Here is a 16,623-nt window from a genome sequence, read left to right on the forward strand (position 1 = left end):
GTGGCGCTGTGCCTCTGCGTGCAGCGCCATCCGGCAGCAATACTTCATTCCCTGTTCCACAAGGGCGGGAATTGATTTGTGAGCAATACAGACACGCAGTTCCAGGCTGCGGGTCATTATAGAGAATCCGGGTTATGTTGCAGTTTATTCTCCGACGTTTGGGACTCGTCATCCCCACGTTTATCGGTATTACCCTTCTCACATTTGCCTTTGTCCACATGATCCCGGGCGATCCGGTGATGATCATGGCGGGCGAACGTGGGATCTCCCCAGAGCGTCACGCGCAATTGCTGGCTGAACTCGGCTTAGATAAACCGATGTGGCAGCAGTATCTCCATTACATTTGGGGCGTAATGCACGGTGATTTAGGCATTTCGATGAAAAGCCGAATTCCGGTATGGGAAGAGTTCGTGCCGCGCTTTCAGGCCACGCTGGAACTTGGCGTCTGCGCGATGATTTTTGCGACCGCAGTCGGGATTCCGGTTGGTGTGCTGGCTGCGGTTAAACGTGGTTCCATTTTCGATCACACAGCGGTTGGCCTGGCGCTGACCGGCTACTCGATGCCAATTTTCTGGTGGGGCATGATGCTGATCATGCTGGTTTCGGTGCACTGGAACCTGACGCCTGTCTCCGGTCGTGTGAGCGACATGGTGTTCCTCGATGATTCCAATCCGTTAACCGGTTTTATGCTGATCGACACCGCCATCTGGGGTGAAGACGGTAACTTTATCGATGCCGTCGCCCATATGATCCTGCCCGCCATTGTGCTGGGTACCATCCCGCTGGCGGTCATTGTGCGTATGACGCGCTCCTCGATGCTGGAAGTGCTGGGCGAAGATTATATCCGCACCGCGCGTGCCAAAGGTCTTACCCGGATGCGGGTGATTATCGTCCATGCGCTGCGTAACGCGATGCTGCCGGTGGTGACCGTTATCGGCCTGCAGGTGGGAACATTGCTGGCGGGGGCGATTCTGACTGAAACCATCTTCTCGTGGCCCGGTCTGGGGCGCTGGTTGATTGACGCACTGCAACGCCGCGACTATCCGGTAGTGCAGGGCGGCGTATTGCTGGTGGCGACGATGATTATCCTCGTCAACTTGCTGGTCGATCTGCTGTACGGCGTGGTGAACCCGCGTATTCGTCATAAGAAGTAAGGGGACATCATGTCACAGGTTACTGAAAATAAAGTGATTAGCGCACCGGTGCCGATGACCCCGTTACAGGAGTTCTGGCACTATTTTAAACGCAACAAAGGCGCGGTCGTCGGGCTGGTTTACGTCGTCATCGTGCTGTTTATCGCGATCTTTGCCAACTGGATTGCACCCTATAACCCGGCGGAACAGTTCCGCGATGCACTGCTCGCCCCGCCAGCCTGGCAGGAAGGCGGCAGCATGGCGCACTTGCTGGGCACCGATGACGTAGGCCGTGATGTGCTGTCGCGTCTGATGTACGGTGCGCGATTGTCACTGCTGGTTGGCTGTCTGGTAGTTGTGTTATCGCTGATTATGGGCGTTATTCTCGGCCTGATCGCCGGTTACTTCGGCGGCCTGGTCGATAACATCATCATGCGCGTGGTCGATATCATGCTGGCGCTGCCAAGTCTGCTGTTGGCACTGGTGCTGGTGGCGATTTTCGGCCCGTCGATTGGTAACGCAGCGCTGGCGCTGACCTTTGTTGCCTTGCCGCACTATGTGCGCTTAACCCGCGCCGCCGTGCTGGTGGAAGTGAACCGCGATTACGTTACCGCGTCTCGCGTGGCAGGTGCCGGGGCGATGCGCCAGATGTTTATTAACATCTTCCCGAACTGCCTTGCGCCGCTGATTGTTCAGGCGTCGCTCGGTTTCTCTAACGCCATTCTCGATATGGCTGCTCTTGGTTTCCTCGGCATGGGCGCGCAGCCGCCAACGCCGGAGTGGGGCACCATGCTCTCTGATGTGTTGCAGTTCGCGCAAAGCGCCTGGTGGGTCGTGACCTTCCCGGGTCTGGCGATCCTGCTGACGGTGCTGGCATTTAACCTGATGGGTGACGGTCTGCGTGACGCGCTCGATCCCAAACTGAAGCAGTAAGAGGTTCGAGATGGCGTTATTAAATGTAGATAAATTATCGGTGCATTTCGGCGACGAAAGCGCACCGTTCCGCGCCGTAGACCGCATCAGCTACAGCGTAAAACAGGGTGAAGTGGTCGGGATTGTGGGTGAGTCCGGCTCTGGTAAATCGGTCAGTTCGCTGGCGATTATGGGGCTGATTGATTATCCGGGCCGCGTAATGGCGGAAAAGCTGGAGTTTAACGGTCAGGATTTGCAGCGTATCTCAGAAAAAGAGCGCCGCAACCTGGTGGGTGCCGAAGTGGCAATGATCTTCCAGGACCCGATGACCAGCCTTAACCCGTGCTACACCGTGGGTTTCCAGATTATGGAAGCGATTAAGGTGCATCAGGGCGGCAACAAAAGTACCCGCCGTCAGCGAGCGATTGACCTGCTAAATCTGGTCGGTATTCCCGATCCGGCATCGCGTCTGGATGTTTACCCGCATCAGCTTTCCGGCGGCATGAGCCAGCGCGTGATGATCGCCATGGCGATTGCCTGTCGGCCAAAACTGCTGATTGCCGATGAACCAACCACTGCGCTGGACGTGACCATTCAGGCGCAAATTATCGAACTGCTGCTGGAGCTACAGCAGAAAGAGAACATGGCGCTGGTGTTAATTACCCATGACCTGGCGCTGGTGGCGGAAGCGGCACATAAAATTATCGTGATGTATGCAGGCCAGGTAGTAGAAACGGGCGATGCGCACGCTATCTTCCATGCGCCGCGTCACCCGTATACTCAGGCATTGCTGCGTGCGCTGCCGGAATTTGCTCAGGACAAAGAACGTCTGGCGTCGTTGCCAGGTGTCGTTCCCGGCAAGTACGACCGCCCGAACGGCTGCCTGCTTAACCCGCGCTGCCCCTACGCCACTGACAAATGCCGTGCTGAAGAACCGGCGCTGAATATGCTCGCTGACGGGCGTCAGTCCAAATGCCATTACCCACTTGATGATGCCGGGAGGCCGACACTATGAGTACGCATGAGGCCACCTCGCAACAACCGCTGTTGCAGGCTATCGACCTGAAAAAACATTATCCGGTGAAGAAAGGCATGTTCGCGCCGGAACGTCTGGTGAAGGCGCTGGATGGCGTTTCGTTTAACCTTGAACGTGGCAAAACGCTGGCAGTAGTAGGTGAATCTGGCTGCGGTAAATCGACCCTCGGTCGGTTGCTGACGATGATTGAAACGCCCACCGGCGGCGAACTGTATTACCAGGGGCAGGATCTGCTCAAGCACGATCCGCAGGCGCAGAAGCTACGTCGGCAGAAAATCCAGATTGTCTTCCAGAACCCTTACGGTTCGCTGAATCCGCGTAAAAAAGTTGGGCAGATTCTCGAAGAGCCGCTGCTGATCAACACCAGCTTAAGCAAAGAACAGCGTCGGGAAAAAGCCCTGTCGATGATGGCGAAAGTCGGCCTGAAAACCGAGCATTACGACCGCTATCCGCATATGTTCTCCGGCGGTCAGCGTCAGCGTATCGCCATTGCCCGAGGTCTGATGCTCGACCCGGATGTGGTGATTGCCGATGAGCCGGTTTCTGCGCTGGACGTCTCAGTGCGTGCGCAGGTGCTGAATCTGATGATGGATTTGCAGCAGGAACTGGGGCTATCTTATGTCTTTATCTCGCACGATCTGTCGGTGGTGGAGCACATTGCTGATGAAGTGATGGTGATGTACCTGGGCCGCTGCGTGGAGAAGGGGACGAAGGACCAAATCTTCAATAACCCGCGCCACCCGTACACTCAGGCATTGCTCTCCGCGACACCACGCCTGAACCCGGACGATCGTCGCGAACGTATCAAACTTACCGGTGAACTGCCAAGCCCGCTGAATCCACCGCCAGGCTGCGCCTTCAACGCCCGCTGTCGTCGGCGCTTCGGCCCCTGCATCCAGTTGCAGCCGCAGCTAAAAGACTACGGCGGTCAACTGGTAGCCTGTTTTGCCGTTGATCAGGATGAAAATCCGCAGCGTTAACTCACAAAACCGGGGCCATGCGCTCCGGTTTACTCAATCAACTTCAACAGTGGCGACAAGCATAACAAAATGCCGTACAGCAGAATCATCCAGGCTTTAAACCCGCGAAGTTTTTCCAGTTGTGAGACTTTATAGATCAGGAAAAACGGAATGAGGCACGACACAATGCCATATAACGGGCTTCCCAACTGAAAGAACACCAGCACCGATACACGAAACGAAACCCAAATCGTCAACGTAATGACGATAAAAGTGCAGATCGCCAGAGTCAGCATGCGTGAGTTAATTTTCCTGGTATCAATAATTCGGCTTAACAGATTGAGAATAATGCCTTTAATGGCCTCGTGGAAACCGAGATAAATGCCAAAGAATGCAGTCAGTACGGCAAAGATATTCAGTACCGTAGAGGTGATATGAATGATATGCCCAGGGATCACCTGCGCGGCCAGTGCCAGTGCCGAGATATTTTGTTCAAAGGCAGAAACGGCTTCTTCGTGGCTAATTGAGAAGGTAAACGAAAAGGCAAAAAACAAGATCACCGCAATGAGCGTGATATAGCTAATCCGGTGGGTACGCAGCGCGAGCCGGGTTGCCAGTACTTTATCAGCTTCCCGTTTACGATAGGCAATATTCATTGGGTTAAGTACCTGAATAAATACCGCGGAAAAGAAGCAAAATGGAATAGTAAGCAGGACATCGCGGAAAAAGTCGGAGGCTTGCGGGAAGGCGGTTATATTGGCGAAATTCCAGTGCGGGATCATCGCAAAACCGAACACGACAATAATCCCCACTTTGACCACCACCATTGGTCCGGAAATCTTAAACAGTAATCGTTCACCACCAGACGCAATCGCCACCAGTACGGCGAAAATGGCGACTTTATAAAATAGAGATTGAGAAAGATCGGCATCGGTTAAACCGAAGGTTTTCAGGTACGAGGCGCTGTCGAAAACCACGGAGAGAGAGTAGATAAAAATCCCGTGGATAATCATCAAAAAGTAGATAACCCCGAGGAAAATTCCCCAGTTCTTCCCCAGGTAATGACTGATAATATCGGTGTAGTCATTACAGGAATCGCTTTCAGAAAGGGTTTTTAAATAAATGTCCTGTACTACCCAGGTGGCAGGATAAGCAATGATCGCTGCGGTAATAAATACCCAAATTCCCTTCAAGCCAATTTGTACTGGCATCAGCACGGTTCCGGCACCAATCGCCATGCCTATGCATAATAAAACCCAGCCGAAGTCGTAGCGTGTAAACGGCAATTTCTGATCGTGTTTCGGTAGTGTGTTGTGCTGCATAAAGTCCTGTCCAGAAAGAAGTCGGCCTCGCAAAAATGAATAAACCCAGTTTCTCTTGCGCAACAGGTGGAGAAGTCGAATACGCAGTATGTAAAAAATGAGGCAACAGATTCACTGGGGAGGTCGCGAGGAGGCGCAATTCTACAAAATTGCGCATTTCACTACTAGTCTGGAGTCAGCCCGGATATGAGCTGCAACTATTGCAAATAAAGAAATTAAGCTGGAAGGCATCACGCAATGAGGAAGATTGCCGGATGCTGACGGTAAAAAGCAATCGTAAAATCAGCGGCAAGCCGGAAAGGTTCCGGTGAGGCGCAATGTTGCGGGGGCTTTATCCCTGGTGGCATTGGTTGCTGGAGAGAGAAAACCCCCGCACGTTGCAGGTATGCACCTGACAACATCACGGGGGCTAATCTTGAACCTGAACAACTCAAGAATAGCCGCGAAACGTTGTCATTACAACACAGGCGGCTATATGACGCTCGCAGAGCTGGGCATGGCCTTCTGGCATGATTTAGCGGCTCCGGTCATTGCTGGCATTCTTGCCAGTATGATCGTGAGCTGGCTGAACAAGCGGAAGTAACGTGTCATGCGGGCGTCAGGCTGCCGTAATGGCAATTTGCGCCCGGATCAGGCCGCAGGGGGAAACTCTGCGGCCTTTTTCGTAAGAAAAATGCAACGGTTGCAAGCGGATAATATTCTGCGGAATGCGCAGCACAGAGTGAAGAAGTGACGGATTCCGGAGCAGAAAAACAATCGTAGAATCAGCTGCAAGCCGGAAAGGTTCCGGTGAGGCGCAATGTTGCGGGGGCTTAATCCCTGGTGGCATTGGTTGCTGGAGAGAGAAAACCCCCGCACGTTGCAGGTATGCACCTGACAACATCACGGGGGCCATTCTTGCATCTAGACCATTCAAGAATAGCCGCGAAACGTTGTCATTACAACACAGGCGACTATATGACGCTCGCAGAGCTGGGCATGGCCTTCTGGCACGATTTAGCGGCTCCGGTCATTGCTGGCATTCTTGCCAGTATGATCGTGAACTGGCTGAACAAGCGGAAGTAACGTGTCATGCGGGCGTCAGGCTGCCGTAATGGCAATTTGCGCCCGGACCAGGCCGCAGAGGTGAAACTCTGCGGCCTTTTTCGTAAGAAAAATGCAACGGTTGCAAGCGGATAATATTCTGCGGAATGCGCAGCACAGAGTGAAGAAGTGACGGATTCCGGAACAGAAAAACAGTCGTAGAATCAGCGGCAAGCCGGAAGGGTTCCGGTGAGGCGCAATGTTGCGGGGGCTTAATCCCTGGTGGCATTGGTTGCTGGAGAGAGAAAACCCCCGCACGTTGCAGGTATGCACCTGACAACATCACGGGGGCTAATCTTGAACCTTAACAACTCAAGAATAGCCGCGAAACGTTGTCATTACAACACAGACGGCTATATGACGCTCGCAGAACTGGGCATGGCCTTCTGGCATGATTTAGCGGCTCCGGTCATTGCTGGCATTCTTGCCAGTATGATCGTGAACTGGCTGAATAAGCGGAAGTAACGTGTCATGCGGGCGTCAGGCTGCCGTAATGGCAATTTGCGCCCGGATCAGGCCGCAGGGGGAAACTCTGCGGCCTTTTTCGTTCTTACTGCGGGTAAGGCACCCAGTCGCCGCCGTTCAGGCGAACGTACGGTTTATCCTGGTATTGAATAACTACTGCATTTGAGTTCTCAGAGACCGGTGCTGTTTGTGGTAACCCACTGGTGAGTTTTTTCCAGTCAACATTGTCTTCGGAGAAAATCTTGCCATCAAGAACGCGAACTACCAGATCGGAGATAGCCAGGAAGCTGCTCGGTTGGTCGATGACAATCGGAGCCCCCTGATGTGGTGCCTTCATGCCGAAGAATTTCACCCCAACGGGGACGTCTGTGATAGACGGGCTAGGGATATCACGTAGACCAGATACCTGCATTCTGTCGCCCTTCAGCGCGCCGCCGTGTTCCGGCACCACTACCACCATCACTTTACGACCCGATTTCTCCAGTTCAGTAAAGAAGGCGTCCAGTTCATCAAAGAATTTTTGCGCCCGCGCTTTGTAATCCGCTGTTTTGCTGACGCCCGGATAATGGTTGCCGTCATGCAGTGGAAGCGTGTTGTAGAACGTGGCACTACGGCTGTTTTTATCTTTTTCGGTAACGTCCAGCCAACGGTTAAGCACGGCGGTATCGTCATAAACCGGCGAACCATCAAAGCCCAGCAAAATAACCGGCAGATTTGTTTGATCCATCAATTCGCTCTGCATGCCGCCATTTTCGCGAACTTCCTTCAAAAAACCACCGAACTGGCCGTTATGTCCCATCATCAGGTGCTGGGTAAAGCCCAGTTTCGACAGGTTATCAAACAGATAGCAGTCGTTATTTGCCGGTTGATACAGATTAGTGTGCGAAGTCTGCCCGCAGCTGGCGCGCAGTAAACGGATCGCCGCCGGGCCACTGTAGGAGGTGGCGGAGTTAAAGTTCTTGAACTCAATATCGAAATGCGACCACAGTGGATGCGACATCAATCCGGCGGCTTCAATATCCGACCAGGAAAGCGAACAGATATTAATCACCAGTAGTTCAAATGGCTGAGCATCAGCGGGCAGCGAAGACGGGAAGATCGATTTACGTTTCGCCTCCGCGTTATAGAAATTATTCAGCCAGGTGTTAAGGTTTGCTGTTGTTGGCGGTGCAGTTTGTGCGGGTATATCACCCACTACCGGTGCGCCACCCGTCGCCGCAACGGTTGCCGCTGCGTTACCACCCGTCGTTGTTACAGTGGTCGTCGGTTGACCGGCTGGCCACAAGGAGAAACTTGGTCCCGCCAGGGTAAGTACGTTCAGCCATAGCAGAATGGCAACCACAAAAACGGTAATGCGAATCCATTGTGACAGGAATAACCAGGCCACGAATAAAACAAAAATGGCCCCAATCATCTGCCAGTTAATAAAGCGTGTGACAAGATCGATTAAATAATCGGTACTGAACCCCGCCACCTGCGAACCCTGGCTCATTATGCTTTCCGGGCCAGGCAACCAGGTGTCATGCCAGAACAAAGCAAAGCCGATCGGCAGGGCAATCCAGTGGCGCAAGCGATGCAGGCTGTAGCGCGGAATGGGCATCAGCAGAAACGCGGCAAACACCAGATTGAGGAGCGGATGGAAGTTAAGATATCCCGCCCACAACAGGCCGAACTTAACCAGAAAATAGAAGTTCCAGCCGGAAAGGCCGCGCCAGTATTGCCAGAGGGAAGAAGGCATGGCGGTATTTTGCGTAAATTGAGTCATTTTTTGGTTGCCCTGGCTTTTTCCGTGCGGCGTAACGTCCCGGCCGGTTTAACATAACGAGGTTTAGCAAAGAACAAACGTAAGGTGTCGCGAATGCGTCGCAAAGAGTGCCGCGCCAGATAGCCCAGCGGGAAAAATATCAGTGCGCAAACGACAATAATTTCAATGATATCGCTGATGGTCATCATGATGAGCGCTCCACAGCATCATCTAACAGTCGCATTGGTTCTGGTATTCGTCGCCAGTGGCGACCATCGTGCTCGGCATTGATGACCGGTTTAGAACTTTGCGCTAAAGGCAGCGGCATGCCCCATTGTTCTGGGGCAAGCAGGCGCATCTGCACCAGCTCGGCACTGATTTGATCATCTTCAAACCAGACCATTCGGTTTGAGAAAATGTCGCCAGTAGGCAATGGGAAAATATGATTCAACGCGGTATCCAGATCGTTAATCCGACAGAATGAGAGAAACAGCACCAGCCGATTACCGCCAATGGTCATGATATCGCCGGTACGGTTAGGGCGACATAGCGTCAGGGCTTGCTCAACGCGGATACCCGGTACCGGACGTAGGGCAACCAGAACGCCTTTACCGTGGGCAGGTAATAGAGGGTTATTCATCATGTTGTTGACGGCATTACAGAACACATCCCACTTCTGGAAACCACGCAGTTTGAGCGGCTGGGTCATTGACAGCAAGGTAGTGATATCTTCCGGCACATAGCGACTAAACTTCTGCCCTTGCACGCTTTCGATCATCGTCAGACAGCGGGAGAGTGGCGCATTCCACGGGATAACCATATTTGCACCGCAGGCCAATAATAAACGTTCATCGGTGGCGCGCAGGCTGGCGGTATTTTCCCGTACGAGGATTTTCATCGCACTACCGCGCTGGCGACGCAGAGTATGAATGCTGCGGGCCAGTGGCTCGATTTGTGCATTTTGCTGTAAAGAAAAGACCACCGTCGCCGCCTGAGCGGTACGGGCTTCATTGAACAGGACTTCGTTATTGTTGAACAGTTGCCAGTGTTCCGATAGCGGCGGAGCACCCTCCAGTACAGCAACATTACTCAGAATGCGTTTTTCGTCGCTGCGTGGTTGGATTTCCGCCTCCTGGTGTTGAACTAATGTCCAGCAACCATTTTGTTGCTGAACGCTAAGCTGCTGACGGGCGCTGACCCCTTTTTCGTTGCACCAGAAAGCAATATCCAGCAAATGTTGGTCGCCCTGAAAACGCAAACTGGCAAGACCAAAAAGTGAACGGTATTCCTCAAGTAACAATGAAAATTGTTTATCGTTATTATTTCCGGAATTAATTACCAAAAGCGAACAATGGTTTAGCCGGCTCCATTTATTCATTTTATCCAACCATGAGCGAAGCCGCTCGGCAGGAATGTTTTGCCATGCGTTATTTGCGCAAACAAGAATAAAAAGGTAATTATGGGGATCAATAGAACACTGCAAATCACGGGCCAAATAGTATAGACCTTTTTCATGATTTAGCATTGAAAATAATGTTATTTTTTCCGGCCCTTGAGAATCATCTAATTGAAAGATTTTCGCTGGATCGCTGTCCATGCTAATGACCGCGACGTGTGCGGTTTCAGCCTGGGATGCAATTGTTTGATTCGCCAGACTGATAGCATCTTCATGGCGATCGACGTTAAACCACCAGACGCCGCCTGCTGGCATATGTCGCAGCTCATTCCATAATGATGAGATACCGATAGAGAATACAGGGTCCACAATGTCCCTCATGTCAACATTTTGTCTGATTATCAGTTTACTAGCGAAAGCTAAGAAATAAACCTACCATTGAAATTAAAACTTATCAGATTTAGCATGTGAATCAATTTAGCAGGTCACAAGACATGTGATTTTAGTCTTTTCGTTTTTAACTTTTTCTGTTGCGTAACGGAAAGTCAAAAAGTGAGCACATTCCCGTCTCGCCGTAAACAATAAACCGACGAAATGCTCACAGTTAGAATTGTCTCATGAACGGTACGGTTATTTCATAGGGATCAAGAAAAATGAATAACAATGAACCAGATACTCTGCCTGATCCCGCGATAGGCTATATCTTCCAGAATGATATTTTGGCGTTAAAGCAGGCATTTTCACTGCCTGATATTGATTATGCCGATATTTCCCAACGCGAACAGTTGGCCGCGGCATTAAAACGCTGGCCGTTGCTGGCAGAGTTTGCGCAACAAAAGTAGGGGATTGGTGAATGGCCGTACTGGGATTGCAGGGGGTTCGGGGAGGCGTGGGGACAACAACCATCACCGCCGCATTAGCCTGGTCATTACAAATGTTGGGAGAAAATGTCCTGGTGGTCGATGCCTGCCCGGACAACTTGTTGCGCCTGTCATTTAACGTTGATTTTACCCACCGTCAGGGTTGGGCCAGAGCTATGCTGGATGGCCAGGACTGGCGTGACGCCGGGTTGCGCTATACCTCGCAGCTCGATTTGCTGCCTTTTGGTCAGTTATCCATTGAAGAACAAGAAAATCCACAGCACTGGCAAACCCGGCTGAGCGATATTTGCACCGGCTTACAGCAACTAAAAGCCAGCGGGCGTTACCAGTGGATTTTAATTGACTTACCGCGTGATGCCTCGCAGATAACCCACCAGCTGCTGAGTTTGTGCGATCACTCGCTGGCAATCGTCAATGTGGATGCCAACTGCCATATCCGACTGCATCAGCAAGCGCTGCCGGATGGTGCACATATTTTGATTAATGACTTCCGTATTGGCAGCCAGGTTCAGGACGATATTTACCAGCTTTGGTTGCAAAGCCAGCGCCGATTGCTGCCGATGCTCATTCATCGTGATGAAGCGATGGCTGAATGTCTGGCAGCTAAGCAACCAGTCGGTGAATATCGCAGTGATGCGCTGGCGGCTGAAGAGATACTGACGCTGGCTAACTGGTGCCTGTTAAACTATTCCGGGCTGAAAATGCCAGTCGGGAGTGCATCATGAGTATCCTGACCCGGTGGTTGCTTATCCCGCCGGTCAACGCACGGCTTATCGGGCGTTATCGCGATTATCGTCGTCACGGCGCGTCGGCTTTCAGCGCGACGCTCGGCTGTTTCTGGATGATCCTGGCCTGGATTTTTATTCCGCTGGAGCACCCGCGCTGGCAGCGTATTCGCGCAGAACATAAAAACCTGTATCCGCATATCAACGCCTCGCGTCCGCGTCCGCTGGACCCGGTCCGTTATCTTATTCAAACATGCTGGTTACTGATCGGTGCATCGCGCAAAGAAACGCCGAAACCGCGCAGGCGGGCATTTTCAGGTCTACAAAATATTCGTGGACGTTACCATCAATGGATGAACGAGCTGCCTGAGCGCGTTAGCCATAAAACACAGCATCTTGATGAGAAAAAAGAGCTCGGTCATTTGAGTGCCGGGGCGCGGCGGTTGATCCTTGGTATCATCGTCACCTTCTCGCTGATTCTGGCGTTAATCTGCGTTACTCAGCCGTTTAACCCGCTAGCGCAGTTTATCTTCCTGATGCTGCTGTGGGGGTAGCGCTGATCGTACGGCGGATGCCGGGGCGCTTCTCGGCGCTGATGCTGATTGTGCTGTCGCTGACCGTTTCTTGCCGTTATATCTGGTGGCGTTACACCTCGACGTTAAACTGGGACGATCCGGTCAGCCTGGTGTGCGGGCTTATTCTGCTGTTCGCTGAAACGTACGCGTGGATAGTGCTGGTGCTCGGCTACTTCCAGGTCGTATGGCCGCTGAATCGTCAGCCGGTGCCATTGCCGAAAGATATGTCGCTGTGGCCGTCGGTGGATATCTTTGTCCCGACTTACAACGAAGATCTCAACGTGGTGAAAAATACCATTTACGCTTCGCTGGGTATCGACTGGCCGAAAGACAAGCTGAACATCTGGATCCTCGATGACGGCGGCAGGGAAGAGTTTCGCCAGTTTGCGCAAAACGTGGGGGTGAAATATATCGCCCGTACCACTCATGAACATGCGAAAGCGGGCAACATCAACAATGCGCTGAAATATGCCAAAGGCGAGTTCGTGTCGATATTCGACTGCGACCACGTACCAACGCGATCGTTCCTGCAAATGACCATGGGCTGGTTCCTGAAAGAGAAACAGCTGGCGATGATGCAGACACCGCACCACTTCTTCTCGCCGGATCCGTTTGAACGCAACCTGGGGCGTTTCCGTAAAACACCGAACGAAGGCACGCTGTTCTATGGTCTGGTGCAGGACGGCAATGATATGTGGGATGCCACTTTCTTCTGCGGCTCATGTGCGGTGATTCGCCGTAAGCCGCTGGATGAGATTGGCGGTATTGCTGTCGAAACGGTAACCGAAGATGCGCACACTTCTCTGCGTCTGCACCGTCGTGGCTACACCTCAGCGTATATGCGTATTCCGCAGGCAGCGGGGCTGGCGACCGAAAGTCTCTCGGCGCATATCGGTCAGCGTATTCGCTGGGCGCGCGGGATGGTGCAAATCTTCCGTCTCGATAACCCGCTCACCGGTAAAGGGCTGAAGTTTGCTCAGCGGCTGTGCTATGTCAACGCCATGTTCCATTTCTTGTCGGGCATTCCACGACTGATCTTCCTGACTGCGCCGCTGGCGTTCCTGCTGTTTCATGCCTACATCATCTACGCGCCAGCGTTGATGATCGCCCTGTTCGTGCTACCGCATATGATCCATGCCAGCCTGACTAACTCGAAGATCCAGGGCAAATATCGCCACTCTTTCTGGAGTGAAATCTACGAAACAGTGCTGGCGTGGTATATCGCACCACCGACGCTGGTGGCGCTGATTAACCCGCACAAAGGCAAATTTAACGTCACCGCCAAAGGTGGACTGGTGGAAGAAGAGTACGTCGACTGGGTGATCTCGCGGCCCTACATCTTCCTTGTTCTGCTCAACCTGGTGGGCGTAGCGGTTGGGATCTGGCGCTACTTCTATGGTCCGCCAACCGAGATGCTCACCGTGGTCGTCAGTATGGTGTGGGTATTCTACAACCTGATTATTCTCGGCGGCGCAGTCGCAGTATCGGTAGAAAGCAAACAGGTACGCCGATCGCACCGCGTGGAGATGACGATGCCCGCAGCAATTGCCCGCGAAGATGGTCACCTCTTCTCGTGTACCGTTCAGGATTTCTCCGACGGTGGTTTGGGGATCAAGATCAACGGTCAGGCGCAGATTCTGGAAGGGCAGAAAGTGAATCTGTTGCTTAAACGCGGTCAGCAGGAATACGTCTTCCCGGCTCAGGTGGCGCGCGTGATGGGTAATGAAGTTGGGCTGAAATTAATGCCGCTCACTACCCAGCAACATATCGATTTTGTGCAGTGTACGTTTGCCCGTGCGGATACATGGGCGCTCTGGCAGGACAGCTACCCGGAAGATAAGCCGCTGGAAAGTCTGCTGGATATTCTGAAGCTCGGCTTCCGTGGCTACCGCCATCTGGCGGAATTTGCGCCTTCTTCGGTGAAGGGCATATTCCGTGTGCTGACTTCTCTGGTTTCCTGGGTTGTATCGTTTATTCCGCGCCGCCCGGAGCGGAGCGAAACGGCACAACCATCGGATCAGGCTTTGGCTCAACAATGATGATAACGCGATGAAAAGAAAAATATTCTGGATTTGTGCAGTGGCTCTGGGGATGAGTGCGTTCCCCTCTTTCATGACGCAGGCGACGCCAGCAACGCAACCACTGATCAATGCTGAGCCAGCTGTAACCGCCCAGGCGGAGCAAAATCCGCAGGTGGGGCAAGTGATGCCGGGCGTGCAGGGCGCAGATGCGCCAGTCGTGGCGCAGAACGGTCCTTCCCGTGATGTGAAGCTGACCTTTGCGCAAATTGCGCCGCCGCCGGGCAGCATGGTGCTACGTGGCATTAACCCGAACGGCAGCATTGAGTTTGGTATGCGCAGCGATGAAGTGGTGACGAAGGCGATGCTCAACCTCGAATACACGCCATCGCCATCATTACTGCCTGTCCAGTCGCAGTTAAAGGTTTATCTCAATGATGAACTGATGGGCGTGCTGCCAGTGACCAAAGAACAGTTGGGTAAAAAAACGCTGGCACAAATGCCCATTAACCCGCTGTTTATTACTGATTTCAACCGTGTGCGGCTGGAGTTTGTCGGCCATTATCAGGACGTGTGCGAAAACCCGGCCAGCACCACGCTTTGGCTGGATGTTGGGCGGAGCAGTGGACTGGATCTGACCTATCAGACCCTGAATGTGAAGAATGACCTGTCACACTTCCCGGTGCCATTCTTTGACCCGCGTGATAACCGCACCAACACCTTGCCGATGGTCTTTGCGGGTGCGCCGGATGTTGAGCTGCAACAAGCATCTGCCATTGTCGCCTCGTGGTTTGGTTCGCGTTCAGGCTGGCGTGGGCAGAACTTCCCGGTGCTCTATAACCAACTGCCGGATCGCAATGCCATTGTCTTTGCCACCAATGACAAACGCCCGGACTTCCTGCGCGATCATCCGGCGGTAAAAGCCCCGGTGATTGAGATGATTAACCATCCGCAGAATCCTTACGTCAAACTGCTGGTGGTGTTTGGTCGTGACGACAAAGACTTGTTGCAGGCAGCGAAAGGTATCGCTCAGGGTAACATTCTGTTCCGTGGTGAAAGTGTGGTAGTGAATGAAGTGAAACCGCTGCTACCACGTAAGCCGTACGATGCGCCGAACTGGGTGCGTACCGATCGTCCGGTCACCTTTGGTGAACTGAAAACCTATGAAGAACAATTACAATCCAGCGGTCTTGAGCCAGCAGCGATTAACGTTTCGCTAAACCTGCCGCCGGATCTCTACCTGATGCGCAGTACCGGCATTGATATGGATATTAATTACCGCTACACCATGCCGCCGGTGAAAGACAGTTCGCGGATGGATATCAGCCTGAATAACCAGTTCCTGCAATCCTTCAACCTGAGCAGCAAACAGGAGGCGAACCGCCTGCTGCTGCGGATTCCGGTATTACAAGGTTTGCTGGATGGCAAAACGGATGTCTCTATTCCGGCGCTGAAACTGGGCGCGACCAACCAGCTGCGGTTCGACTTTGAGTATATGAACCCGATGCCGGGCGGTTCGGTGGATAACTGCATTACCTTCCAGCCGGTGCAGAATCATGTGGTGATTGGTGACGACTCCACCATCGACTTCTCGAAGTATTACCACTTCATCCCGATGCCGGATCTACGCGCCTTTGCTAACGCGGGCTTCCCGTTCAGCCGGATGGCGGATTTGTCGCAAACCATCACCGTGATGCCGAAAACGCCAAACGAAGCACAGATGGAAACCTTGCTGAATACCGTTGGCTTTATCGGTGCGCAGACGGGCTTCCCGGCGATTAACCTGACGGTGACCGATGATGGCAGCACCATTCAGGGCAAAGATGCCGACATCATGATCGTCGGTGGTATCCCGGACAAACTGAAAGACGATAAGCAGATCGACCTGTTGGTGCAGGCTACCGAAAGCTGGGTGAAAACGCCGATGCGCCAGACCCCGTTCCCCGGTATTGTGCCGGACGAGAGCGATCGCGCGGCAGAAACCCAGTCAACGCTGACCTCTTCCGGTGCGATGGCGGCGGTGATTGGTTTCCAGTCGCCGTATAACGACCAGCGCAGCGTGATTGCGCTGCTGGCAGATAGCCCACGCGGTTATGAAATGCTTAACGATGCGGTGAACGATAGCGGCAAACGCGCCACCATGTTCGGTTCGGTCGCGGTGATCCGCGAGTCCGGTATCAACAGCCTACGTGTTGGCGATGTTTATTACGTAGGTCATCTGCCGTGGTTCGAGCGCTTGTGGTATGCGCTGGCAAACCATCCGATTCTGCTGGCGGTGCTGGCGGCTATCAGTGTGATATTGCTGGCGTGGGTACTGTGGCGTCTGCTGCGTATTATTAGTCGTCGTCGTCTTAACCCGGATAACGAGTAATTG

Annotated in this window: 14 protein-coding genes and 1 pseudogene; 11 read left to right on the top strand and 4 right to left on the bottom strand. The window is 52.9% G+C overall.

Features of this window, described 5'->3' with window-relative positions; all coding sequences use genetic code 11:
* Positions 1-134 precede the first annotated feature (134 nt).
* From dppB to dppF, 4 genes are read left to right on the top strand one after another with little or no spacing between them, the layout of a single operon-like run.
* Positions 135-1,154, top strand: coding sequence for a dipeptide ABC transporter permease DppB (gene dppB / locus EAS44_RS01610; protein WP_000938855.1), 1,020 nt, complete (start codon positions 135-137; stop codon positions 1,152-1,154).
* 9 nt (positions 1,155-1,163) lie between these two features.
* Entirely contained in the window at positions 1,164-2,066 is a 903-nt protein-coding gene (gene dppC / locus EAS44_RS01615; protein ID WP_000084677.1) for a dipeptide ABC transporter permease DppC, read from the top strand.
* A 10-nt stretch (positions 2,067-2,076) separates the two neighbouring features.
* Positions 2,077-3,060: a dipeptide ABC transporter ATP-binding protein gene (gene dppD / locus EAS44_RS01620; RefSeq protein ID WP_001196477.1), complete on the top strand. Its 984-nt coding sequence runs from the start codon at positions 2,077-2,079 to the stop codon at positions 3,058-3,060.
* Complete coding sequence (dppF, locus tag EAS44_RS01625) at positions 3,057-4,061, top strand: dipeptide ABC transporter ATP-binding subunit DppF (protein WP_000103579.1); 1,005 nt, start codon at positions 3,057-3,059, stop codon at positions 4,059-4,061. The genes dppD and dppF overlap by 4 nt, the downstream gene beginning before the upstream one ends.
* Positions 4,062-4,090: 29 nt before the next feature.
* Here the strand turns inward: dppF and yhjV are convergent, their stop codons facing one another.
* Positions 4,091-5,362 carry an aromatic amino acid transport family protein gene (gene yhjV, locus EAS44_RS01630; protein WP_001332306.1) on the bottom strand — a complete coding sequence of 424 codons (1,272 nt, stop codon included), beginning with the start codon at positions 5,360-5,362 and terminating at the stop codon, positions 4,091-4,093.
* Positions 5,363-5,837: 475 nt separating this feature from the next.
* On the opposite strand from yhjV, the gene EAS44_RS01640 reads away from it, so the two are divergent.
* From EAS44_RS01640 to EAS44_RS01655, 3 genes are all read left to right on the top strand, one after another.
* Positions 5,838-5,945 carry a type I toxin-antitoxin system toxin Ldr family protein gene (locus EAS44_RS01640; protein WP_000170745.1) on the top strand — a complete coding sequence of 36 codons (108 nt, stop codon included), beginning with the start codon at positions 5,838-5,840 and terminating at the stop codon, positions 5,943-5,945.
* Between the two features lie 374 nt (positions 5,946-6,319).
* Positions 6,320-6,427 carry a type I toxin-antitoxin system toxin Ldr family protein gene (locus tag EAS44_RS01645; RefSeq protein ID WP_001295224.1) on the top strand — a complete coding sequence of 36 codons (108 nt, stop codon included), beginning with the start codon at positions 6,320-6,322 and terminating at the stop codon, positions 6,425-6,427.
* 375 nt (positions 6,428-6,802) lie between these two features.
* Positions 6,803-6,910 carry a type I toxin-antitoxin system toxin Ldr family protein gene (locus tag EAS44_RS01655; protein WP_001295224.1) on the top strand — a complete coding sequence of 36 codons (108 nt, stop codon included), beginning with the start codon at positions 6,803-6,805 and terminating at the stop codon, positions 6,908-6,910.
* Between the two features lie 85 nt (positions 6,911-6,995).
* Here the strand turns inward: EAS44_RS01655 and bcsG are convergent, their stop codons facing one another.
* Genes bcsG through bcsE form a run of 3 tightly spaced genes read right to left on the bottom strand, consistent with a single transcriptional unit; the run spans position 6,996 to position 10,431 of the window.
* Positions 6,996-8,675: a cellulose biosynthesis protein BcsG gene (gene bcsG / locus EAS44_RS01660; RefSeq protein WP_025857850.1), complete on the bottom strand. Its 1,680-nt coding sequence runs from the start codon at positions 8,673-8,675 to the stop codon at positions 6,996-6,998.
* The gene (bcsF, locus tag EAS44_RS01665; RefSeq protein WP_000988308.1) at positions 8,672-8,863 is read right to left on the bottom strand and encodes a cellulose biosynthesis protein BcsF; all 192 of its coding nucleotides are present in this window, start codon (positions 8,861-8,863) and stop codon (positions 8,672-8,674) included. The genes bcsG and bcsF overlap by 4 nt, the downstream gene beginning before the upstream one ends.
* Positions 8,860-10,431, bottom strand: a complete 1,572-nt coding sequence (bcsE, locus tag EAS44_RS01670) for a cellulose biosynthesis c-di-GMP-binding protein BcsE (RefSeq protein WP_001204957.1) — start codon at positions 10,429-10,431, stop codon at positions 8,860-8,862. Before bcsE ends, bcsF begins: the two co-directional genes overlap by 4 nt.
* Positions 10,432-10,703: 272 nt before the next feature.
* Here bcsE and bcsR point away from each other — a divergent pair, with 272 nt between their 5' ends.
* The 4 genes and pseudogenes from bcsR (at position 10,704) to bcsB (ending at position 16,620) form a co-directional block, all read left to right on the top strand.
* Positions 10,704-10,892 carry a cellulose biosynthesis protein BcsR gene (bcsR, locus tag EAS44_RS01675; RefSeq protein WP_001063314.1) on the top strand — a complete coding sequence of 63 codons (189 nt, stop codon included), beginning with the start codon at positions 10,704-10,706 and terminating at the stop codon, positions 10,890-10,892.
* Positions 10,893-10,903: 11 nt separating this feature from the next.
* On the top strand, positions 10,904-11,656 hold the full coding sequence (gene bcsQ / locus EAS44_RS01680; protein ID WP_000279545.1) for a cellulose biosynthesis protein BcsQ: 753 nt from the start codon (positions 10,904-10,906) through the stop codon (positions 11,654-11,656).
* Positions 11,653-14,270: pseudogene (bcsA, locus tag EAS44_RS01685) on the top strand (UDP-forming cellulose synthase catalytic subunit). Before bcsQ ends, bcsA begins: the two are co-directional and overlap by 4 nt.
* Before the next feature lie 10 nt (positions 14,271-14,280).
* On the top strand, positions 14,281-16,620 hold the full coding sequence (bcsB, locus tag EAS44_RS01690; protein WP_001332146.1) for a cellulose biosynthesis cyclic di-GMP-binding regulatory protein BcsB: 2,340 nt from the start codon (positions 14,281-14,283) through the stop codon (positions 16,618-16,620).
* Positions 16,621-16,623: the final 3 nt, after the last annotated feature.

The organism is Escherichia coli DSM 30083 = JCM 1649 = ATCC 11775, from assembly GCF_003697165.2.
GTDB classification, from domain to species: Bacteria; Pseudomonadota; Gammaproteobacteria; order Enterobacterales; family Enterobacteriaceae; genus Escherichia; species Escherichia coli.